Source organism: Mammaliicoccus lentus, from assembly GCF_947036595.1.
In the GTDB taxonomy this organism is placed as follows: Bacteria; Bacillota; Bacilli; order Staphylococcales; family Staphylococcaceae; genus Mammaliicoccus; species Mammaliicoccus lentus.
Genome location: NZ_OX344834.1, coordinates 2,431,591 through 2,453,277, shown reverse-complemented (window position 1 = coordinate 2,453,277; position 21,687 = coordinate 2,431,591). Strand labels below are relative to the sequence as shown.

The window sequence follows — 21,687 nt, the reverse complement described above, 5'->3', positions numbered from 1 at the left end:
TTATTAAGTTGTCATGAAGTCTCCACCGTTTACATGAATTACTTGTCCTGTTACGTAAGTGGAATCTTGTGATGCTAAATATACATAGGCAGGTGCGTTTTCACTTGGCTGTCCTCTTCGACCTAGTGGCGTATCAGATCCAGCGTTCTCAACTTTACTTTCATCGAATGTAGCTGGAATTAATGGTGTGTATATCGGACCAGGTGCAACAGCGTTCACTCGGATACCCTTATCAGCTAGTGTAGTTGCAAGTGATCTTGTGAATGATACGATAGCACCTTTAGTAGCTGAATAGTCAATAAGGTGAGCCGAACCTCGATATGCTGTTACGCTCGTTGTATTGACGATAGCATCGCCTTTATTAAGGTGCGGTAAGACTGCCTGGGATAAATAGAACATTCCGAAAAAGTTTGTTTCGAATGTTTCTTGTAATTGTGATTTAGAAATATCCTCAAAATTATTTTGTGGATATTGAATACCACCGTTGTTAACGAGGATATTAATTTTGCCAAAGTCTTGTATCACATTATTTACTAATTCTTCTGCATGATTGTCTTTTTTTAAATCGTGTGAATAAGCTTTAGCTTTCGCACCGATTTCTTGTAATCTTTTTATAGCGTATTGTGCATCAGTATCTTCGTCATAATAAGATATCGCAACATCAGCGCCTTCTTTAGCAAATAAAATAGCTGTAGCTTCTCCAATGCCAGAATCTCCGCCGGTCACTAAAGCAACTTTACCTTTTAATTTGCCTCCAGCTTTATAATCTTCATCTTCTATAATAGGCTTCGGTTCCATTTCATGTTCAACGCCTGGTTGTACATCTTGTGTGTAACCTTCGATTTCTTCATGTTTCTTTTCAAATTTATCTTTCATGTAAAAATCATCACCTTTTCATTTAATGGTTATTATTTAACATACCCGGTCAATGAAAAATAAAACAGCTTAGACTTCAGGCTGAAATGTATTTAATATTGCATAACAGTTTTCTATTAGAGGTGTTGAAAGTTGATGTTTTTTACTTTGTTCTAGCAAATAACCTTGAATATATTCAATTTCAAGTGATTTATGATTGATGACATCATAGTACATACTGGTACCCATATCATCTGGGTATCCTGCATAAATATTCATGATACTGTCAATTAATTGCTCGTTAAAATGAATACCTTCAGCAGAAGCAATTCGTCTTCCTTCTATTAAAAGGTTACGACAAAGATTTTCTATACCATCTGATTTGAGTACTTTTGCTGTTTGGCGAGTTATAGCTGTTACAGTGTTAATACCTAAATTGACGAGTAGCTTATACCAAACTTGTTCGTAGTAGTCTTCGATACATTCAATATTTAAAATGCTATCTTTAGTTAAACTCTTTAGTAACAAAGTATCGTTATTGATAGGTAACTTTAATGTCCAATCTCTAAAATGGGTAACTTGTTGATCTGTTTTTTGACCACTAATGTAAACAACCGCTTGATATACATGAGAATGCTTAATCTGTTTAAGCTGACCATAACCGTTCTGAGTTAGTATAATAACTGTTTTATCATGTGTGATATTTGTTAAATGAGGTGTGATTTGATCGAGTTGAGTAGTCTTAACAGCTATAAATAAAATATCAAATGTTTCTGTTGAGGATTTAAGTGACGCTACGGGCAATGTATGAATTGCTTGCTCATTGTAATCTTGAAATTGAACTTCTGAATTTTCTCTGCCTAATAATTTAACATCAAGTGCGTTTTCTCGTAAGGCAAAAGCAATAGCTGTACCAACTGCACCTGGACCAATTATTCCAAACTTTTTCATTTATTATTTTCCTTTCGGTGTTATTATATATATAATAACAAAAATTTAAGGGTGGTACGGGATGAAAACAATTAAAGAATTGTTAGCCATGAAAGAACAAACAGAAAAAATTTCAATGATTACTGCGTATGATTATCCAAGTGCTAAGCAAGCAGAATCAGCACAAATTGATACGATATTAGTCGGGGATTCATTAGGCATGGTTGTACTAGGATACGATAGTACAGTTGAAGTAACGATGGACGATATGATTCATCATGCTAAGGCAGTAAGAAGAGGTGCACCAAATACTTTTGTAGTAGTTGATGTTCCATTTGGCGCTATCGGAATAGACGATGCAACAGATATCAAAAATGCTATTGATTTATACAAAGAAACAAAAGGGAATGCCATCAAAATAGAAGGCATGCACACAAATTTAATCGAACGTTGCACGCAAATCGGCGTACCAGTCGTTTCCCATTTAGGGTTAACACCACAAAGTGTTGGCATAACAGGATATAAGTTACAAGCAAGTTCTAAAGAAGATGCAGAACAGTTAATTATACATGCACAAGAAGTAGAAGCGGCAGGAGCAGTTATGCTTGTATTAGAAGCAATACCGAGTGACTTAGCAGAAGTCATTAGTGAAAAGCTGACTATCCCTGTCATCGGTATCGGAGCAGGTAAAGGAACAGATGGCCAAGTATTGGTATATCACGATTTATTAAACTACGGTTCAGAACATGTTGCTAAGTTCGTTAAACAATATGGAAACTTTTCAACTGGAGTAGATGCGTTGAATAATTATCATAAAGAAGTTAAGAGTGGCGCTTTCCCTTCAGAAGAATTTACGTATAAAAAGAAAGTGATGGGAGAGACAGGTAAGTGACTCAAGTAATTGAATATATAAAAGAAATGATGAATATTTCTTCAAAATATAAAGTACAAAATAAGACCATTGGACTTGTACCAACGATGGGTGCTTTACATGACGGTCATTTAAAAATGATGAAACAATCTATTCAAGAAAATGACATAACAGTCGTGAGTATATTCGTAAATCCATTACAATTTGGGCCAAACGAAGACTTTGACGATTATCCAAGACCTTTTGAAGAAGACTTAAATAAACTGAAACAAATAGGTGTAGATTATGTCTTTCATCCAACAGTAGAAGAGATGTATCCAGGAGAATTAAGTTTGTCTATTACAGTAGGATATTTAGCTACTGTGTTGGAAGGTAAGAAACGACCAGGACATTTTGACGGTGTAGTAACAGTTGTTAATAAATTATTTAATATAATAGAACCAACAAAAGCATACTTCGGGAAAAAAGATGCACAACAATTAGCCATTATCGAAAAAATGGTCCAAGACTTTAATCATAATATAGAAATTGTACCTATTGATATAGTCAGAGAAGAGGACGGTTTAGCCAAAAGCTCAAGAAATGTATATTTAACAGAAGAAGAAAGAACAGAAGCGGTACATTTATCTAAAAGTTTACAAAAAGCTAAGGAACTATATGAAGCAGGCGAAAGAAATAGCAATGTGTTAATAGAAGCTATTACAACATATTTAGAAAAAAATGTGAGCGGAGAGATAGTAGAAGTCGCAGTATATAGCTACCCCGAACTCGTAGAACAACAAACCATTAAGGGACAAATCTTCATATCATTAGCCGTTAAATTCTCACAAGCACGATTGATAGATAATGTGATTATATAAAATCTTAGTGGAGATAAGTATATAGGAAAATGAAAAGCAGTAGAAATCTGGTTTTGACCATGATTTTCTACTGCTTTATTGTATTTGCGGTTCGATAATTTAAGTTTATTGGCCTGTATTTCGTGTTTGCGGTTCGATAATTATATTTTATCGGCCTGTATTTCTGATTTGCGGTTCGATAATTCATATTTATCGGTCTGTATTTTGTATATAGGAAAATATAATAGAAGTGAGGCAAAGTTTACAATCAGCAAGATTTGATTTTGCTGATTTCTTAGTTAATAAAATAGAAGATAAACGCAATATCAAAGAAATGGTTCTCTTTAATTTAATATTCTTCACTTGAATAAGAATTCCCATTAGATTTTTAAATCTAATGGGAATTTTTTTATTTAAATTCATCAAAATTTTGTGATGTATGGTTAATAGGAATTGTATATTAATATTATACAATTATAAATTTTATGTTTGTCTTTATTATAAAATTCATCCAAATATTTTATATAAAATTATTGTAAAAATATTGAAATTTATGGAATTACATTGCATAATTATGGAAAGCATAATTCTTTTTTATATAAGTTAATGTGATTTTTAAATTGTGGAATGTCTATTTTGTATTAAAGTACATTATAAAAATTTATGGAGGTTAGTATGGAAGAAACGATTGATTTGCGTAAGGTGTTAAATATTTTAAAGAAGAATTGGAAATGGATACTCTTTATACCGATATCTTTATTTATTTTAAGCATGGCTATAACTTTTTTTATTTTAACGCCTAAGTATTCTGCTTCAACTCAAGTATTGGTTAATCAAAAGGAATCAGACTCTAAATTATTTGCTCAACAAGTCCAATCTGATTTACAACTCATAAATACATATTCTGAAATTATTAAAAGCCCTAGAATATTGGATAAAGTTTCTCATAATTTAAAGGACAGATATTCTAGTGAAGAAATTTCAGCGATGTTAACGGTTAGTAATCAAGCTGATTCACAAATTCTTAATATAGCGATTAAGAATGAGGACAGTGAAGAAGCAAGCATCATTGCAAATGAAGTGGCAAATGTATTTAAGAAAGATATTAAGAAGATAATGAGCGTTGATAATGTATCTATTTTGTCTAACGCAGGGGGTACAGGTGTTAAAGTGTTTCCTAAACCATTTACAAATGGAGTAATTGCTACATTTTTAGGCGTTATTTCTGCTTTAGTTATTGCTTTCTCAAAAGAACTACTTGATAGACGTATAAAGACGGAAAGTGATGTAGAAGAAATTCTTGGGTTGCCAGTTCTTGGAACAATACAAGATTTTAACCAATAAAGAAGGGGGAACAAAATATGAAAAGAAGCAAGGCAAATAATGCTTTAATTGTGCTTGATAAACCACGGTCGGTAATTAGTGAAAAATTCAAAAGTATTCGTACGAATATTATGTTTTCAGTAGCTAATGAAAATTTACAAGTTGTGACTTTCACTTCCGAAAAAGCAAATGCAGGAAAATCTACAGTTTCTGCTAATGTTGCTATTACATGCGCTCAAGCTGGTTATAAAACGTTATTGATTGATGGAGACATGAGAAAGCCTACTCAACATTATTTATTTAATACTTCTAATTTAGATGGACTTTCAAATATAATCGTGAATAATTCAGACACACATCAATCAATAAAATCTACTGAAATTGGTTATTTAGATTTAATAACTTCAGGACCAATACCTCCAAATCCTTCTGAATTAATAGGTTCAGAAAATTTAATATCAATAATTGAAGAATTAAAAGAAGAATACGATTATATTTTCATTGATACGCCACCAGTTAATGCAGTTACCGATGCACAATTATTTGCTGAAATTGCAAGGTATGTTGTGTATGTAATTGATGTTCGAAGAAATGATAGAAATGAAATTAAGAAAGGTAAAGAATTAATTGAAAAAGCTGGCGCTAAAATATTAGGTGTTGTTCTAAATAAAGCAACAAAAGATAAGAATTCAACTACTTATAGTTATTATGGTGAAGAAGAATGATTATAGATATACATAATCATTTATTAGTAGGTGTAGATGATGGTCCTAGAAGTATTGATGAGATGATTGAATTATTAAGGCAAGCAAAACGACAAGGTATCGAAGGTATTATAGTTACACCGCATCACTTACATCCGAGATATCAAAATGAATTCCCAAAAGTAGAAAATTTATTAAATGAATTAAAAGAAAATCCTGAAGTTAAACAACTAAGTATTGATTTATATCCTGGACAAGAAATTCGCGTTACAGATGACATATTAACAGATATAGAAAATAAAGATATTCAAGGTCTTCATTACTCTGAATATTTACTCATAGAGCTTCCTTCAGATCATATACCAGCTTTCACAACAAGGTTAATATATGAAATACAAAACAAAGGGTTTGTACCTATTATTGCACATCCAGAGCGAAATAAAGCTATTGCTAAAGATATTAACTTGTTGTTCGAACTTATAAATATAGGCGCTTTGAGTCAAATAACGGCCTCATCGCTAACTGGAGATTTTGGGAAAAGTGTACAAAAAATATCTATAGAGATGATTGAGCATCGATTGGTACATTTTATAGCTTCAGATGCACACCATGCAGAGAAGAGACCTTTTGGGTTTGATAAATTATTTACAACCCCAAAGATTAAATATCTAAAAAGCGATATAGAAGATTTATTAACAAATAATGAAGCTATTATTAATAACAAAAAGATTTTAATCCAAAAACCATTAAAGTATGAGAGAAAAAAATTCCTTGGTTTATTTTAAGAAGAAAACGGTGAAGCAAATTGGAATTTATCACATCAAAGCAAAGACTAGCAATTTTACTTATTATCGACTCAATCATCGTAACTTTGTCTGTATTTTTAGGTTATTACATTTTAAAGCCATTTTTTGAGGATTATTCTATCAAATTGCTTTTACTTTCTTCAATAGTGTTGCTTATATCACATCACATTTATGCACAACTCTTTGATTTATACCATCGTGCTTGGGAATATGCGAGTGTTGGAGAACTTATTTTGATAGTTAAAGCAGTCACAGGTTCAATTTTAACAACTGTAATTTTTGTTCCGATATTGACTCAAGAGTCACCGTTTATAAGATTATATTTTATAACTTGGATGATGCATTTATTGCTAATAGGTGGTTCAAGATTGTCATGGAGAATATTTAGGAAGTCATTTATGAAGAAAGAATTTGAGAAATTACCTACATTAATTGTAGGAGCTGGAAACGGTGGCTCTTTACTTATTAGACAAATGATTAATACACCTGATATGGGTATGGAACCCGTACTCGTAGTAGATGATGATCCGAATAAACAAAAAATGTCGATAGTTGGCAGAATTAAAGTTCAAGGATACATAAAGGATATCCCGGATTTAGTGAAACGATTTAATATAAAGAAAATCATCATTGCTATACCAACACTTTCAAGGCAGAGATTGAGAGAAATCAATATTTTATGCGAAGGGTTGAAGAGGGAAGTACTTATTATGCCTAACATCGAAAATGTCATGTCTGGTGTTGTTGAAGTGAAACAACTAAAGAAAGTAGAAGTTGAAGATCTATTAGGTCGTGAACCTGTTGAATTAGATATGGCGCTAATATCTCAAGAATTAACACATAAATCTATACTTGTTACTGGCGCTGGTGGTTCTATTGGCTCTGAAATTTCTAGACAAGTATGTAAATTTAATCCTGAAAGAATCGTCTTACTCGGTCACGGTGAAAATAGTATATATCATATTCATCGTGAGTTAGTAGAAATGTATAAAGATAAGATAGAAGTTGTACCTGTTATTGGAGATGTTCAAGATAAAGAGCGTATGAAGGAAGTGATGAAAACTTATAAACCTTATGTTGTCTATCATGCAGCAGCACATAAACATGTTCCATTGATGGAATTTAATCCAGAAGAAGCTATTAAAAATAATATATTGGGAACGAAATATACAGCTGAAGCGGCGAAGTTAGCAAGTGTTAGTAAATTTGTAATGGTATCAACAGATAAAGCAGTAAATCCACCTAATGTTATGGGTGCTTCTAAACGTATAGCTGAAATGGTTATCCAAAGTATGAATCATGAATCAAGTACGACCGATTTTGTAGCAGTCAGATTTGGAAATGTATTAGGTTCTCGTGGTTCAGTTATACCATTGTTTAAAAAACAAATCGAAGCAGGAGGTCCAGTAACGGTTACACATCCTGATATGACAAGATACTTTATGACGATACCAGAAGCATCACGTTTAGTGCTACAAGCGGGTGCATTGGCAACGGGTGGAGAAGTGTTTGTACTAGATATGGGGAAACCAGTAAAAATAGTTGATTTAGCTAAAAACTTAATTAGATTAAGTGGTTATAAAGAAGATGATATTGGGATTGAATTTAGTGGCGTTAGACCAGGAGAAAAACTTTTTGAAGAGTTGTTAAATGAAGATGAAATTCATCCTGAACAAGTATATGAAAAAATATACAGAGGTAAGGTGAACTTGCCAGATAAAAGACTTTTAATTTCATTAATGGATAAAATTTATAACAAAAGTTGTAAAGCTGAAGAGATTATTACGTTTGCTAATAATAAAGAGGGTTCATCTAAATGATCAGTAATTTAAAAATGAATGTTATCTATAATATCTTAACTACTGTTCTCATTACATTATTACAATTGGTCATCTTAATTGTGATATCCAAGTTTGATAGTACAGAAAGTGTAGGATTGTTGACTTTAGGCTTGGCTATAACAGCGCCAATACTGTTGTTATCAAGATTGAATTTAAGGTCCGCTTACAATTCTGATTATTTAAATGAATTTACCTTTAACCAATATCATACATTAAGAATTATGTTTACAGTTCTATATATTTTACTATCATTTATCGTAATACAATTTTTTTCATTACCTTTTAAAGATGAATGCTTCATTTATTCAATTGTAATTTGGAAAGCAATTGAATCAATCTCAGACATGATATATGCGTATTTTCAGAAAAAGACGAATATGCGCGTCGTTTTTTACATTAATTTATGGAAAGTAACATTAACTATTATTTTATTTATGATGACTTATTTTATATTTGAAGACATTGTATTGGCTTTTATGTCGCTTATTACCATTCATTTATTGTTCTTAGTAATCGAATATAGAAAGTTAAATAAATATATTGATTTTAAATTAATGAAAAACTTTGATACCAAGAAGTTATTGGTACTTACAATTCCACTTGGTGTCGCTCATTTTTTAACAAGCATGAACGTCAATGTACCAAGATATAGCTTGCAGTATATTGGAAACGCGGAGCAATTAGGAGTTTACGGATCATTATTTTATCTTATTACAGCAGGAACTTACATCATTATAGCAATCAATAATGCAGTATTACCTGGGCAATCTGAAATGAGACATAAATTAGGATTTAGAGAAGTGAAGAAACTCAATCAAAAATTAAATATGCTTATTTTCTTATTAGTGCTACCGATATTCGTAACCAGTTTACTGTATGGCGATTTAATAATCGGAATAATATTCAATGAAAAAATAGCGAGCTATAAGAAAGAATTCATATTTGTCATATTAATCGCATTAATACAGTATTTAAACATCAATTTAGAAAATGTATATCTCACGTACCAATTATATAAAGCACAAATGAGGTTTAATTTATTTTATTTCATGATTATAGCACCATTATCTTTTATCTTAACGTTATATCAAGGTATCTTCGGAGCAATATTAGCAGTTTTAATAACAGAGCTAGTCATGTATGTTATTAAAATGATTTTTATAAATAGAAAAGTAGGTGATTATACATGAAAAGCAATCAGTTAAAATTGATAATCTACTTCTTAATATTTATGTTAATCATATTTACTTTGAATATAGGATTCTATTTATATAGCCTTCACATTGGTTTAGATGGATTTAACACAAAACTGTTTGGTGGTGGTTCAGATGGATCATTATATGCACAAGAAGCGATGAAATTTGCTGAAAATAGACCATATATCTATACATCAATACATACACCTATTTTAGGATGTATTTTGAAAATATTTGGGACAGGAAATCTATTTATATTAAAGATGTTTAACCAAATAGGTAATGTTTTATTAGCGTTAGTAACGATGTATTTATCTTATTTATTAACTGAAAAAGTTGAATATCGTAAACAATATTTAATCATTTTATTGAACTTAATTTATCCATCGTTATTGATATTATCTACAACATCTATTTATAGAGACAATTGGATACTCGTGTTTTATTTATTGGGATTATGCTGGTTAATAAAATATATAAAGACGCATTCACTTATTTACAATGTGCTGTTTCTTGTAAATTTAATACCGCTGTTTTTATATCGTGATTATGCGATATTACCACTACTAGTAGTATACGTACTTTATTTTTTGAAAAAAATAATGAACTTAAAAATAATATTGACGTTACTATTTGTAATACTGAATTTATGTTTTGTATTTATTAAAGATTATAAGTTTCCGATATTTAATATGTCTATTTCAGATGCACTGTTATTTCGACAAACCGGAATGGAAACATTAAATGGGGGCTCGCAACTCAATGTTAATTTAGCTAAAGATGATTTATTTCATTTTTACATAGATTATTTCTACTCCTTTGTATCATCTGTATTTGGACCTTTCATTTGGCAGGCTAAATCGGTTGCTATGCTCGTATTGATGTGTGCTGAGAGCATTCCGTTTTTAATCATATTTATATATTTAATGAGAAATATTAAATCGATGTCAACGAGTGAAATTATAATCATCGTTGCGTCCTTTATATTGTTTTTAGAAATTAGCTTAATTAACGATAATCTAGGTACAGCTACAAGAGTTCGAATATTAGGTTGGTTACCGTTAATTGTGTTAGCAATTAGTAAGATGGGAGAGAAACGACATGAAAATTCTGTTTAGTGCATCAGTTTATAGACATTTAGCAGCTTTTCATATTCCGTATATGCAATACTTTTTAAATAATGGTCATGAAGTATATGCGGTAGCAAAGGATGATGGCAATAAAAATGTTATCGAAAATTTAGGGGTTAAATGTATAGATATAGATATTGAAAGATCGCCATTTAAATTAAGTAATATAAAGGCATACTTTCAATTAAAAAGTATTTTAAGAATAAATAATTTTGATTTAATTACGACACATACACCATTTATTTCATTTTTGATTCGACTTGTAAATTTGAATCATACTAAATTAATTTATACAGCTCACGGCTTTCATTTTTATAAAGGTGGTAGTGTAGTGAAAAACACACTTTATAAAAACATGGAAAGGTTTGCTGCTAAATTTACAGACGAAATAGCAGTTATGAACGAAGAAGATTATAAAAGCGCACAACAATTTTTTAATAAAGAAAATGTTCATTTCATTAATGGTATCGGTGTTAATTTAAGTGAATATAATGCTGTTAATATTGATAATCATACGAGTATTAGAGAGGAATTAGGCTTAGATTCAAATGATATCATCATCAGTTACGTGGCAGAAATGAGTAAAAGAAAAAATCAACTATACTTACTTAAAAATTGGAAAAAGATTACGTATAAATGTCCACGTGCAAAGTTAGTGCTCATCGGTAGTGGGGAAATGGGAGAAGTATATAAAGAATATGTGGCGAATCACAACCTTGAAGGCGTTATATTTGCAGGATATAGACAAGATATTAAAGAAATAATCTATCAGTCAGACATCGTTGCTTTATTATCAACTCAAGAAGGATTACCGAGATGTGTATTAGAAGGCATGGCATTGCATAAGCCATTAATAGTAAGTCATATACGTGGTAATATGGATTTAGTACAAAACGGAATTAATGGTTTCACAATCGAATTAGATAATGACGAAGAATTAATAGATAAGTTTATAACGTTAATTCAGAACAAAAATTTACGTCATAATATGGGCTTGAATAATGAACAAATAAAAGAAAGATATTCCGAAACTACTGTGCTAGAACAAATGAAATGTATATACGATAAAGTATTATCAAAATAAACAAAGGCGTGATTCAATGTTAAAAAGAACATTAGATATAACGGTCTCATTCTCTGCTTTAATAGTTTCAGCTCCTGTTATTTTAGGAACTGCAATAGTAATCAACAAAAAGATTGGCAAACCTATATTTTTTAAGCAAACGAGACCAGGTAAAGATGAAAAGCCATTTGAGATTTTAAAATTTAGAACAATGACAGATGAAAGAGACCTAAATGGTGAGCTATTACCTGATAAAGATAGAATGACAAAGACAGGGGATTTCATTCGTAAAACGAGTATAGACGAACTACCACAATTAATTAATGTATTAAAAGGTGATTTAAGTCTAGTAGGGCCAAGACCACTCTTGATGGACTACTTACCGTTATATACAGAAGAACAAAGAAAGCGACATCTCGTAAAACCTGGTATAACAGGATGGGCACAGGTGAATGGCCGTAACACTATATCTTGGGAAGAAAAATTCAAATTAGATGTGTGGTATGTGGAAAATCAATCATTTAAATTAGATATGTTTATCTTATATAAGACGATTATGAATGTCATCAAAAGAAAAGATATAACAGCTGCTAACCATGTAACAATGGAGAAATTTAGAGGTAATCCACTATGAAACCTATACTGTTAATCGGAAATGGCGGCCAGGCGAAAGTAGTTAAAGAAATAATTGATTTAAGTAATGAATATGAGCTTAAAGGCTATTTAACGGATGACATAACAGAATATCACAAAGAAGAAAATTTAATATACGATAATCTGAAAAATATTCATTTATATAAAGCGGAATATGTATTCCATATTGCTATAGGTAATAATCATATAAGAAAGAGATTGTTTAATAGACTAGCAATTTCAATTGAACAATTTCCTGTTCTGACACATCCATCAGCGATTGTTAGTTCATCAGCGAAAATAGAGAACGGGACAGTCGTGATGACAAATAGTGTTATAAACGCAGAAACATCAATTGGTAAACATAACATTATCAACACAGGATCCATCATCGAGCATGATAACGTCATTAAAGACTATGTCCATATCTCACCGAATTCAACGCTAACAGGAGGCGTAGAAGTTGGAGAAGCATCACAAATAGGTGCTAGCGCTACAGTATTACCAGCATTAAAAATTGGCGACGATGCAATTGTAGGGGCTGGCGCTACAGTGGTAAATCATGTCGAAAATCATCAAATAGTAGTTGGGACACCTGCAAAGCCTATTAGGAGGTAGGTAGAATGAATCAAACAATATATTTATCATCGCCTCATATGGGAGGAAATGAACAAAAATATATAGACAGTGCTTTCAAACAAAATTGGATTGCACCGCTTGGAGAAAATGTAACTGAATTCGAGAACACTGTTAAAAATTATGTCCAAGTAGAACATGCTTTAGCAGTTGGAAGTGGGACATTCGCTTTACATTTAGCATTAATAGAATGTGGAGTAAGTGAAGGAGATATTGTGCTTTGTTCTTCTTTAACATTTTGCGCAACTTCTAATCCTATTTTATATCAAAAAGCGACACCAGTATTTATCGACTCTGAAATGGATACGTGGAATATGTCGCCACATGTTTTACGCAAAGCTTTAGAAAAATATACTGAGGTAGGCAAACGACCTAAAGCTGTTATAGTTGTGAATTTATATGGACAGTCAGCCAAAATGGATGAAATTCAAGCGTTGTGTGAAGAATACAACGTAAAGTTAATAGAAGACGCAGCAGAGTCGTTAGGGTCAGAATATAAAGGTAAGAAAAGCGGTAGCTTCGGAGACTACGCGATATTTTCATTCAACGGGAATAAAATTATTACAACGAGCGGTGGAGGTATGCTTGTCTCAAGCAATGGAGAGAGTATAGAACATGCATTATATTTAGCGACTCAAGCACGAGATAAAGCCATTCATTATCAACATAGTGAGTTAGGTTATAATTATCGACTAAGTAATATTTCAGCAGGTATAGGTAGAGGCCAAATGGAAGTGTTAGAAGAACGCGTAAATCAAAGAAGAGCTATATTTGATACTTATTACGACGTATTAAATAAAATAGAAGGATTTCAATTCCAACCAGAATTAGAGAACAGTAAATCTAATAGATGGCTAACAGCTTTAACGATAGACTCAGAAAAGACAGGATTTACTGCTAAAACGTTAATAGAATACCTACATCAACATAATATTGAGGCGAGGCCAGTGTGGAAACCGATGCACTTGCAACCATTGTATGAAGGGTATGACTACATATTTGAAAAAGAAGATAGTTCGAAAAAACTATTTGAAACAGGGGTTTGTCTTCCGTCAGGCTCAAATATGACAGAAGAACAATTGAGTATTGTTATTGAACATATAAATAAACTTGCAAAACAATATAACTAAAAAGTAAAAGAGGAAGGGAAAATGAAAGTTTTAGTTCTAGGTGGTGCAGGATATATTGGATCTCATGCAGTAGATCAATTAATTGAGGAAGGGTTTGATGTAGTAGTAGTCGATAATTTAGAAACAGGACATAAAGAAGCCATACATCATAAAGCTAAATTTTATGAAGGGGACTGTAGAAATATAGCGTTTATGGAAAATGTATTTAAAAACGAGAAAGTTCATGCAGTCATGCACTTCTGTGCATACTCACTAGTTGGCGAATCTATGAAAAAGCCACTTAAATATTTTAATAATAATATGTATGGTATGCAGGTTTTACTCGAAACAATGAAAAAATACTCAATCGACAAATTAATATTTTCATCAACTGCAGCAGTGTATGGCGAAGTAGAGCAAGTACCTATTAAAGAAGAAACGATATTACAACCAACAAATCCATACGGTGAATCAAAATTAGTAATGGAAAAGATGGTTAAATGGGCAAACAAAGCATATGGATTAAAGTATATAGCATTAAGATACTTTAACGTAGCCGGTGCAAAAGCTGGCGCAACAATAGGCGAAGACCATAACCCAGAAACACATTTAATACCGATAATATTAGAAGTAGCATTAGGAAAAAGAAAAGAAATTGCTATATACGGAAATGACTATCCAACAAAAGACGGAACATGTATAAGGGACTACTTACACGTATCAGACTTGGTGGACGCACATATAAAAGCGTTGAAATACTTAAATAAAGGTGGCGAGAGCCAATCAATAAATTTAGGTAGCTCAAAAGGGTATTCCGTTCTAGAAATTATTGAAGCAGCAAGAAAAGTAACAGGTCATAACATTCCATGCAAAGTAGAACAAAGAAGAGCAGGCGATCCAAGTATACTTATTGCTTCAACAGAAAAAGCAGTCGAAAAATTAAACTTCAAACCACAATATACAGATATAGAAGAAATTATAAAAACAGCATGGGCATTTCATAAGAAGTATCCAGAAGGGTATAACAGTATTAATAAAGATGCAATATAACTTAAGAGTCCGAGACGAATTTATGTCCCGGACTCTTAAATGTTTTTTGGTAATCATTATATAAGTAACTGACTATAGTTGTATATCAATATTTTGTAGTTTAATATTAATGATAATAGAAACTAGAGAAAGAGGTATACAAATGAAAAATCTGATACCAGTTATATTAGTCATATGTTTCACAATATTTACGGGTTATTTAATGATAACGGGGGAAATGGGTACCGATGAAAAAGATGATAAAGCTACAGAACAAAAGAAAGATGCTAAATCATCTAAAGAAAAGAAAGAGAAAACGGAAGAAAAACAAGATTCAGAAATGAAAATAAATAATCAACAAGATTTAGCTGAAATTATCTATAGCAAAAAAGATGAAAAAACAAAAATGGATGCATATAACCAAGCAGTCGAAAAGAAAATATTACCTCGCAGTAATAATTACCAAGAAGCGGTTTACGCATATGAAGAATCAGTGCAAATTAAAGAAAGTAAAAGTGAATAGAATAAAACTAATTTAAATATCTGAACAAATACCTATAAAGCAAAGATATTTATGTAAGTTTATATGAGAAAGTTAAAAGGTGAATATACATATAAGAGGCGAATGCCTCTTTTTATTTTGAATTTTTTTTAAGAAAATAAATATATTTTCTAAATTTCTTATAAACATATTAAAGTAATTTAATTATATACAAATCATATATATAAATAGTAAGTGAATATATATTTATATTGAAGATGATTGTTTATAGTTTAACGTAATCTAATTAATAACATATAAAGAGTTACAATAACTTAACAAACGAATAAATGACACGGGTTAAAAATGAAGGATTATTGATTTTATTATATTGTGAATAGTATTGTTCATTGTTATTGAATTTTATAAAATTAGTTAGTAGTTTTTTATTATTTGAAAAAAGTATTATTAAAGACTTTTTTTAATAGTTAATGTAATATAAAATTTAAAACAGTTTTTTTAATAAAATTATGATAGTTTAGAATTGAAAAAGTAAAAATTAAATTTTACAAAATGATACATTTGTAGTTTAATATTAATATTGATATTTATTGGGTGAAGAGGAAGAGAATTGAAAATCTAGTACTATTGGCTCTTGTAATATGTTTAATATTATTCACGGGATATTTAATGATTACTGAGAAACGTTAAGAAAGAATCATAAACATTAAGAACAAGAAAGTGCTAGAGTATAAAGAATAGTAATAAAAGGAAACAAGTAGAGTACAAGAAAAATTTGGATGAAATTAATATTTAAGCAATGTATTAATTCAAGTAGTAAGAGGGGATAATTAGTGTTTTCGATTATTGTTACAGCATATAATTCAGAGAAAATAATTAACAGCACTATTAATAAATTAATAAATAAAAATAGAGTAGAGTGCTTTGAATTAATAATTGTAAATGATGGTAGTACAGATAATACTAAAAACATACTTCATAAGTATGAAAATATAAAAAATATAAAAATAATTAACCAAATAAATTGTGGAGTAAGTAATGCAAGAAATCAGGGATTGAAACACTTAGATAAGAGATCTGAGTTTGTAACTTTCATTGACGATTCTGATACAATTAGTGAAAATTTTATCGAAGAGTCAATGAAATTATTTAATAAATATCCAAGACTTAATGTTTTTGTAGCTCCAATTATAATAAGTAAACAAAATAAGGAATATGGCCAAACATTAAATTATAGATTTCATACTAAAGAAGAGTACGTTGATATATTTGAAGATTATAGTTTTATTCACTTTCATATAGGCGGAGTTGTATTTAGAACTAAATTATTTTTAAAAAATAATTATAGATTTAAAGAAAACTTAAGTTATTGGGAAGATGCCTACTTAATCAATAATATTATAATAAATGAGGGCAAGTATGGGTTATTAAAAAATAGTTATTACTACTATGATAGAAACAATGAAAATTCATTAAGTAAAATCGCTTGGAATTCTAATAAACGTTATGCTTATCACATCAAAGAAAATTATTTACCTTTAATTAAATTATCAATGGAAAAATATGGATGTGTTATTAAATATGTACAATTTTTATTATCAATTCACTATTTAGAATTTTTATTAGAACATAATCAACAATATATGAAAGGCTTAAATTACCATACTACTAGTGAATTCAAGTTATATTCAAAAAAATTACTAGAAAATATAGACTTAGATATAATTAATAATTTGAATTGTTCTACAAGGTATAAAGTCTTTTTATATGAACTGAAAAATGAAAAATATTCATACAAATTAAATTATAAAAATATTAAATTGCTAATACATGAATACAGCTTGCTAAATAAAAGAATGGTTTTTTCATTTTCTGATGATATTGGTGACTTAAGTAATAATTACTCTATTACCTTTATTTATAAAAATAATAAAACAAGTAACATAAATGTAAAAAGTTATAAGAAAGTAACAATGTTAGGTAAATCAATTAATGATCTTTCACTAGGTATATTTGAAGCGAAAATTCCTATAAAGATGATAATTTTTGGATGCAAAGTAAAAATTGAGGATACAGACAACCAGATTGAAGTGTACGTGAATAATATTTCCGTAATTAAGAGAATTATAAATAGATTGATTAAGAAAGGGAATAAAAATGAAAATATCAGTAGTATTACCGGTGTATAATGTTGAAGAATTTATTGAAGACTGTTTATTATCCTTATTAAATCAAAGTATTGGTGAAAAAAACTTGGAAATTATCTTAATAGATGATTGTTCTACAGATAATACTTTTGAAAAAATAAAAAAATTTCAAAATAAATTTACAAATATCATATATCATAGATTAAATGAAAATCAAGGTTCTCCAGGGAAACCTAGAAACATAGGAGTGGAAATATCAAGTGGTGATTATTTACATTTTATGGATCCTGATGATGTATTAGAAGAAGATGCTTATGAAACACTTTTGAATTTTATGTGTGAAAATGATGACTTTGCAATGGGGAAAATGCTTTCATTTAATGAGGATGGTACTCACTTTGAACACGTTACATTCAAAGAGTATAAATTAAATAAAACATATAAATCTACAAATATAATAGAGACGCCTTTTTTCGCACAAGTAAAGGTTGGGGTAGTATTAAAATTAATAAAAAAAGAATTCTACATTAATAATAATATATCATTTATAGAAAATATGAAAAATGGAGAAGATAAAATCGTAGACACGCTTTTATATACGAGAGCTAAATCATTTTCTTATATCCCATATGTTATCTATAAATATAGAAATAGAGATAGTGGAGAAAACAAATCTTTAACGCATCAAGAAGTAAAAGCATCTATTTATAATGATATAGATGCTTTTTATACTTCAGAAAAATTTTATAATAAGGAGATATTAGAGTTTTTCAAAATAAACGTTATGCGATCAATATTTTGGAAAATATTAGATTATGATTTTGAACATTTAAATTATGAAGAGAAAATTGATATATTCCAACAAATTAACAAAATATTAGGCGAATATGATGAATCAATAATGATTCTGTATTTAAAAAATGAAGAACCTATTGTCAAATTAATTAAAAAACATGAATATGAATTAGCATTATCTTATGCATCTTTATTAACTGCGAGACGTAATTATTTTTACAAGGGTATTGACATAGAGCAAAGATTTAAAGAATTTGAAAACTTTAGACATAGTAAAAGTTATAAGATGTATAAATTTATGAAACTACTCAAATTAAATAAATAGGAGAGTAAAAATGAGGATTTTACAGGTTTTGTTCGATTTTAAAAATAAAAATATAGAATCATTCAACGAAAAGATAAGTAGTGAATTTTTTACAGATACAATTATAGTCGATTTTACCAAAAATAAAGATTTAGAGGTTAATGTCGAGGAGTATGATTATATTATATATTCTAATCCTAATTTTTATATGGACACTGATAATATAATTAGCTCAATAAGTAAAATGGAAGATGTAGGTAAGAAAATTGTACAAACGACGTTAAGAGACAGTAGATATATAAAAGATTTTAAATATAATGCTAAAAATTATAGAGATTTATTTTCTAACTTAATAATAAAAGTAACTGGTTATAAAGTAGTCTATATAATGGCTGAGTATTTTGAAAGGAAATTGAGTGTATCCTCTGGTAATTCAAGTATTATTGTCCAGTTGGATTATATAGGTAGAGATTTAAGAAATAACATGTATAAAGAAGATTTAATTAAACTATTTATAGAATTATTAAAGCACACTGATTATAATAATCTAATTAAATCATTTGAAAATAATTCAGAATTGATACGTTTTATAGATTTTATTATTGATAATAAAGTTTTTGAGAAAAATATTGATAATTATACAAAGACTGTTTTGTTAGAAAATATGAGGAATAAATTAAAAGATTTTGGTTTACTAACAAGAAGAGAAAATACACCACTTTATTTATTTTATGCTTTAACTATGAAAGGTTATTATGATGAGGCAATAAATGCATTGACTCTATTTAGAAGTAGAAGGTATTGGTACAATAATTATAATAATTACGTAAAACTTCTTGGTCATGAAGGTGAAAATATCAGATTAAGTGACGAATGGAGGAAAACACAAAAATTAAGAAACTTACGGCTACGTATCCGTGATAGTTATTATATTTTAGAAAAACATATGTTAAAAATAATATCGAATTTTTATAAAAAGATTTCTAGAAAAGAAATATGGATAATAAGTGAGAGAGTTGATAGTGCCTCTGATAATTCTTATTTTTTATATGAATATTTAAGGAAAGAGCGAAAAGATATAAAATCTTATTATCTAATTGATAAAAATGCTAAAGTTGCAATAAATAAACTTCGTGTACTAGGAAATATACTTTATTTAAAATCTATAAAACATAAATTTATGATGTTAATCGCCGATAAATTTATTACATCATTTACTTTTGAGGAAACAATGACTCCATACAATAAAGATCTCTATCTAAAAATATATGAAAAAGAATTACAAAACACAAAAATTATTTCTATACAACATGGGATGATTATCCATAATATATCTCCTTACTTAAGTAAAAAACATTATAGAGTTGATTATATAACTGCAAATAATCAATATGAAAAAGAAATTATAATGGATACTTTAGGTTTTAGAGATGAGGAAGTACTTATTACTGGGATGGCACGACATGATAATTTACTTGAAAAATCTACTATAAATAATGAAATATTATTTATGCCCACATGGCAAAGAGGATTACAAAATTTGACTCCTGCTCAGTTTATAGGCACTGAGTATTATAAGAAAATATTTGAACTTATAAATCATCCATATTTATATAATTATTTAAAAGAAAACAATTTAAGGATGAATGTTTTAATGCATCCTCAGTTCGAAAAGTATTCTGAGCAATTAAAAGGTAGTAATGAATATGTTCAGTTTCAAACTACAACAAACGTAGAAATACCTGATCTTATTGCTAAAAGTAAGTTCTTAATTACAGACTTTTCTTCTGTGTCTGTAGATTTTTTATTCCAAAAAAAGAATGTCATTTTCTATCAGTATAATAAATATGCTTCTCACCACGTACCTTCTAAACAAATTAAATATGAAAATATAGGTGAAGTAGTTTCTGACTTAGATGGTTTGTTTAAATCTCTAGACAAATTTAAGGATAATCAATTTCAATTATTGGGGAACTATGAAGTTTCTTATGAAAAATTGTTTGAATTTAAGAGAAATATAAGACAAACAATAGTAAATAAAATTAAAAACTTGAGATAAGATAAAAGAATAATTATTGAGAAATATTAGAAAGAGGAAAATAAAAAATGACAATTAAAAAAGCAATTATTCCAGCAGCTGGTCTAGGGACAAGATTTTTACCGGCAACTAAAGCTATGCCAAAGGAAATGTTGCCAATATTAGATAAACCAACGATTCAATATATCGTTGAAGAAGCGGCAAAAGCTGGTATTGAGGACATCATTATAGTTACGGGGAAACATAAACGTTCGATTGAAGATCACTTCGATACACAAAAGGAATTAGAAACAAATTTATATGAAAAAGGGAAACTAGAGTTACTTGATAAAGTACAGTATTCTACAAACTTGGCTAATATATTTTATGTGAGACAAAAAGAACAAAAAGGTTTGGGGCATGCAATTTTTACGGCTAAACAATTTATTGGTAATGAGCCATTCGCCGTATTATTAGGTGATGACATTGTTGAATCAGATACACCAGCTATTCGTCAATTAATGGATCAATATGAAGAAACTCATAAATCAGTTATAGGTGTTCAAACAGTTCAAGCAAGTGAAACACATAGATACGGTATTATTGCACCTCAATCTCAAAATAGCAGACGATATGAAGTTGAAAAATTTGTAGAAAAACCTAAACAGGGAACTGCACCATCTAATTTAGCAATTATGGGTAGATACGTATTATCTCCTGAGATCTTTGATTATTTAGAAAATCAAACCGAAGGTAGCGGCGGTGAAATACAATTAACTGATGCTATTGAACGCCTTAATCAAGATGATAGAGTTTATGCGTATGATTTTGAAGGGGAACGTTATGATGTTGGTGAAAAAATAGGGTTCGTTAAGACGACAATCGAATATGCATTGAAAGATAATGAAATGAAAGAAGAAATCAAGCAATATATTCGATCACTTAATATAGATTAGA

Annotated in this window: 20 protein-coding genes; 18 read left to right on the top strand and 2 right to left on the bottom strand. The window is 29.6% G+C overall.

Annotated features, from left to right (window positions below; genetic code table 11):
- Positions 1–3: 3 nt before the first annotated feature.
- Positions 4–876 (bottom strand): SDR family oxidoreductase, encoded by an 873-nt coding sequence (locus ACNMOQ_RS12200; protein ID WP_064205268.1) that lies wholly within the window; start codon positions 874–876, stop codon positions 4–6.
- A 69-nt stretch (positions 877–945) separates the two neighbouring features.
- Positions 946–1,806: an oxidoreductase gene (locus ACNMOQ_RS12195; protein WP_416349908.1), complete on the bottom strand. Its 861-nt coding sequence runs from the start codon at positions 1,804–1,806 to the stop codon at positions 946–948.
- Positions 1,807–1,867: 61 nt separating this feature from the next.
- Between ACNMOQ_RS12195 and panB the strand changes: the two genes are divergently transcribed.
- From panB to galU, 18 genes are all read left to right on the top strand, one after another.
- Positions 1,868–2,677: a 3-methyl-2-oxobutanoate hydroxymethyltransferase gene (panB, locus tag ACNMOQ_RS12190; protein WP_416349907.1), complete on the top strand. Its 810-nt coding sequence runs from the start codon at positions 1,868–1,870 to the stop codon at positions 2,675–2,677.
- Positions 2,674–3,516 (top strand): pantoate--beta-alanine ligase, encoded by an 843-nt coding sequence (gene panC, locus ACNMOQ_RS12185; protein WP_416349906.1) that lies wholly within the window; start codon positions 2,674–2,676, stop codon positions 3,514–3,516. The genes panB and panC overlap by 4 nt, the downstream gene beginning before the upstream one ends.
- Before the next feature lie 654 nt (positions 3,517–4,170).
- Positions 4,171–4,839, top strand: a complete 669-nt coding sequence (locus tag ACNMOQ_RS12180) for a Wzz/FepE/Etk N-terminal domain-containing protein (RefSeq protein WP_416349905.1) — start codon at positions 4,171–4,173, stop codon at positions 4,837–4,839.
- Between the two features lie 17 nt (positions 4,840–4,856).
- A complete protein-coding gene (locus ACNMOQ_RS12175) occupies positions 4,857–5,543 on the top strand; it encodes a polysaccharide biosynthesis tyrosine autokinase (protein ID WP_416349904.1) in 687 nt (228 codons plus the stop codon).
- Positions 5,543–6,307, top strand: coding sequence for a tyrosine-protein phosphatase (locus ACNMOQ_RS12170; RefSeq protein ID WP_416350407.1), 765 nt, complete (start codon positions 5,543–5,545; stop codon positions 6,305–6,307). Before ACNMOQ_RS12175 ends, ACNMOQ_RS12170 begins: the two co-directional genes overlap by 1 nt.
- Positions 6,308–6,327: 20 nt before the next feature.
- Positions 6,328–8,148, top strand: coding sequence for a polysaccharide biosynthesis protein (locus ACNMOQ_RS12165; RefSeq protein ID WP_416349903.1), 1,821 nt, complete (start codon positions 6,328–6,330; stop codon positions 8,146–8,148).
- Positions 8,145–9,359 carry a lipopolysaccharide biosynthesis protein gene (locus tag ACNMOQ_RS12160; protein ID WP_416349902.1) on the top strand — a complete coding sequence of 405 codons (1,215 nt, stop codon included), beginning with the start codon at positions 8,145–8,147 and terminating at the stop codon, positions 9,357–9,359. The genes ACNMOQ_RS12165 and ACNMOQ_RS12160 overlap by 4 nt, the downstream gene beginning before the upstream one ends.
- Positions 9,356–10,483 (top strand): hypothetical protein, encoded by a 1,128-nt coding sequence (locus tag ACNMOQ_RS12155; RefSeq protein WP_416349901.1) that lies wholly within the window; start codon positions 9,356–9,358, stop codon positions 10,481–10,483. The genes ACNMOQ_RS12160 and ACNMOQ_RS12155 overlap by 4 nt, the downstream gene beginning before the upstream one ends.
- Positions 10,467–11,579 (top strand): glycosyltransferase family 4 protein, encoded by a 1,113-nt coding sequence (locus ACNMOQ_RS12150; RefSeq protein WP_416349900.1) that lies wholly within the window; start codon positions 10,467–10,469, stop codon positions 11,577–11,579. The genes ACNMOQ_RS12155 and ACNMOQ_RS12150 overlap by 17 nt, the downstream gene beginning before the upstream one ends.
- A 16-nt stretch (positions 11,580–11,595) precedes the next feature.
- Complete coding sequence (locus ACNMOQ_RS12145) at positions 11,596–12,192, top strand: sugar transferase (RefSeq protein WP_064205273.1); 597 nt, start codon at positions 11,596–11,598, stop codon at positions 12,190–12,192.
- Positions 12,189–12,809 carry an acetyltransferase gene (locus ACNMOQ_RS12140; RefSeq protein WP_416349899.1) on the top strand — a complete coding sequence of 207 codons (621 nt, stop codon included), beginning with the start codon at positions 12,189–12,191 and terminating at the stop codon, positions 12,807–12,809. Before ACNMOQ_RS12145 ends, ACNMOQ_RS12140 begins: the two co-directional genes overlap by 4 nt.
- A gap of 5 nt (positions 12,810–12,814) precedes the next feature.
- Positions 12,815–13,957, top strand: coding sequence for an aminotransferase class I/II-fold pyridoxal phosphate-dependent enzyme (locus ACNMOQ_RS12135; protein WP_416349898.1), 1,143 nt, complete (start codon positions 12,815–12,817; stop codon positions 13,955–13,957).
- 21 nt (positions 13,958–13,978) lie between these two features.
- Positions 13,979–14,986, top strand: coding sequence for a UDP-glucose 4-epimerase GalE (gene galE, locus ACNMOQ_RS12130; protein WP_416349897.1), 1,008 nt, complete (start codon positions 13,979–13,981; stop codon positions 14,984–14,986).
- Between the two features lie 142 nt (positions 14,987–15,128).
- Positions 15,129–15,488, top strand: coding sequence for a hypothetical protein (locus ACNMOQ_RS12125; protein WP_070045304.1), 360 nt, complete (start codon positions 15,129–15,131; stop codon positions 15,486–15,488).
- Between the two features lie 812 nt (positions 15,489–16,300).
- Positions 16,301–17,656 (top strand): glycosyltransferase family 2 protein, encoded by a 1,356-nt coding sequence (locus ACNMOQ_RS12120; protein ID WP_416349896.1) that lies wholly within the window; start codon positions 16,301–16,303, stop codon positions 17,654–17,656.
- On the top strand, positions 17,625–18,734 hold the full coding sequence (locus ACNMOQ_RS12115) for a glycosyltransferase family 2 protein (protein ID WP_416349895.1): 1,110 nt from the start codon (positions 17,625–17,627) through the stop codon (positions 18,732–18,734). Before ACNMOQ_RS12120 ends, ACNMOQ_RS12115 begins: the two co-directional genes overlap by 32 nt.
- A gap of 10 nt (positions 18,735–18,744) precedes the next feature.
- Entirely contained in the window at positions 18,745–20,772 is a 2,028-nt protein-coding gene (locus ACNMOQ_RS12110) for a CDP-glycerol glycerophosphotransferase family protein (RefSeq protein ID WP_416349894.1), read from the top strand.
- 47 nt (positions 20,773–20,819) lie between these two features.
- Positions 20,820–21,686, top strand: a complete 867-nt coding sequence (galU, locus tag ACNMOQ_RS12105; RefSeq protein ID WP_416349893.1) for a UTP--glucose-1-phosphate uridylyltransferase GalU — start codon at positions 20,820–20,822, stop codon at positions 21,684–21,686.
- Position 21,687: the final 1 nt, after the last annotated feature.

What these genes read in the sequence shown, in the direction of transcription:
- ACNMOQ_RS12180 (WP_416349905.1), top strand. Translation starts at nt 4,171, where the DNA reads ATGGAAGAAACGATTGATTTGCGTAAGGTGTTAAATATTTTAAAGAAG.
- ACNMOQ_RS12125 (WP_070045304.1), top strand. Translation starts at nt 15,129, where the DNA reads ATGAAAAATCTGATACCAGTTATATTAGTCATATGTTTCACAATATTT.
- galE (WP_416349897.1), top strand. Translation starts at nt 13,979, where the DNA reads ATGAAAGTTTTAGTTCTAGGTGGTGCAGGATATATTGGATCTCATGCA.
- galU (WP_416349893.1), top strand. Translation starts at nt 20,820, where the DNA reads ATGACAATTAAAAAAGCAATTATTCCAGCAGCTGGTCTAGGGACAAGA.
- panB (WP_416349907.1), top strand. Translation starts at nt 1,868, where the DNA reads ATGAAAACAATTAAAGAATTGTTAGCCATGAAAGAACAAACAGAAAAA.
- ACNMOQ_RS12175 (WP_416349904.1), top strand. Translation starts at nt 4,857, where the DNA reads ATGAAAAGAAGCAAGGCAAATAATGCTTTAATTGTGCTTGATAAACCA.
- ACNMOQ_RS12110 (WP_416349894.1), top strand. Translation starts at nt 18,745, where the DNA reads ATGAGGATTTTACAGGTTTTGTTCGATTTTAAAAATAAAAATATAGAA.
- ACNMOQ_RS12115 (WP_416349895.1), top strand. Translation starts at nt 17,625, where the DNA reads ATGAAAATATCAGTAGTATTACCGGTGTATAATGTTGAAGAATTTATT.
- ACNMOQ_RS12150 (WP_416349900.1), top strand. Translation starts at nt 10,467, where the DNA reads ATGAAAATTCTGTTTAGTGCATCAGTTTATAGACATTTAGCAGCTTTT.
- ACNMOQ_RS12140 (WP_416349899.1), top strand. Translation starts at nt 12,189, where the DNA reads ATGAAACCTATACTGTTAATCGGAAATGGCGGCCAGGCGAAAGTAGTT.
- ACNMOQ_RS12200 (WP_064205268.1), bottom strand. Translation starts at nt 876, where the DNA reads ATGAAAGATAAATTTGAAAAGAAACATGAAGAAATCGAAGGTTACACA.
- ACNMOQ_RS12155 (WP_416349901.1), top strand. Translation starts at nt 9,356, where the DNA reads ATGAAAAGCAATCAGTTAAAATTGATAATCTACTTCTTAATATTTATG.
- ACNMOQ_RS12160 (WP_416349902.1), top strand. Translation starts at nt 8,145, where the DNA reads ATGATCAGTAATTTAAAAATGAATGTTATCTATAATATCTTAACTACT.
- ACNMOQ_RS12145 (WP_064205273.1), top strand. Translation starts at nt 11,596, where the DNA reads ATGTTAAAAAGAACATTAGATATAACGGTCTCATTCTCTGCTTTAATA.
- ACNMOQ_RS12195 (WP_416349908.1), bottom strand. Translation starts at nt 1,806, where the DNA reads ATGAAAAAGTTTGGAATAATTGGTCCAGGTGCAGTTGGTACAGCTATT.
- ACNMOQ_RS12135 (WP_416349898.1), top strand. Translation starts at nt 12,815, where the DNA reads ATGAATCAAACAATATATTTATCATCGCCTCATATGGGAGGAAATGAA.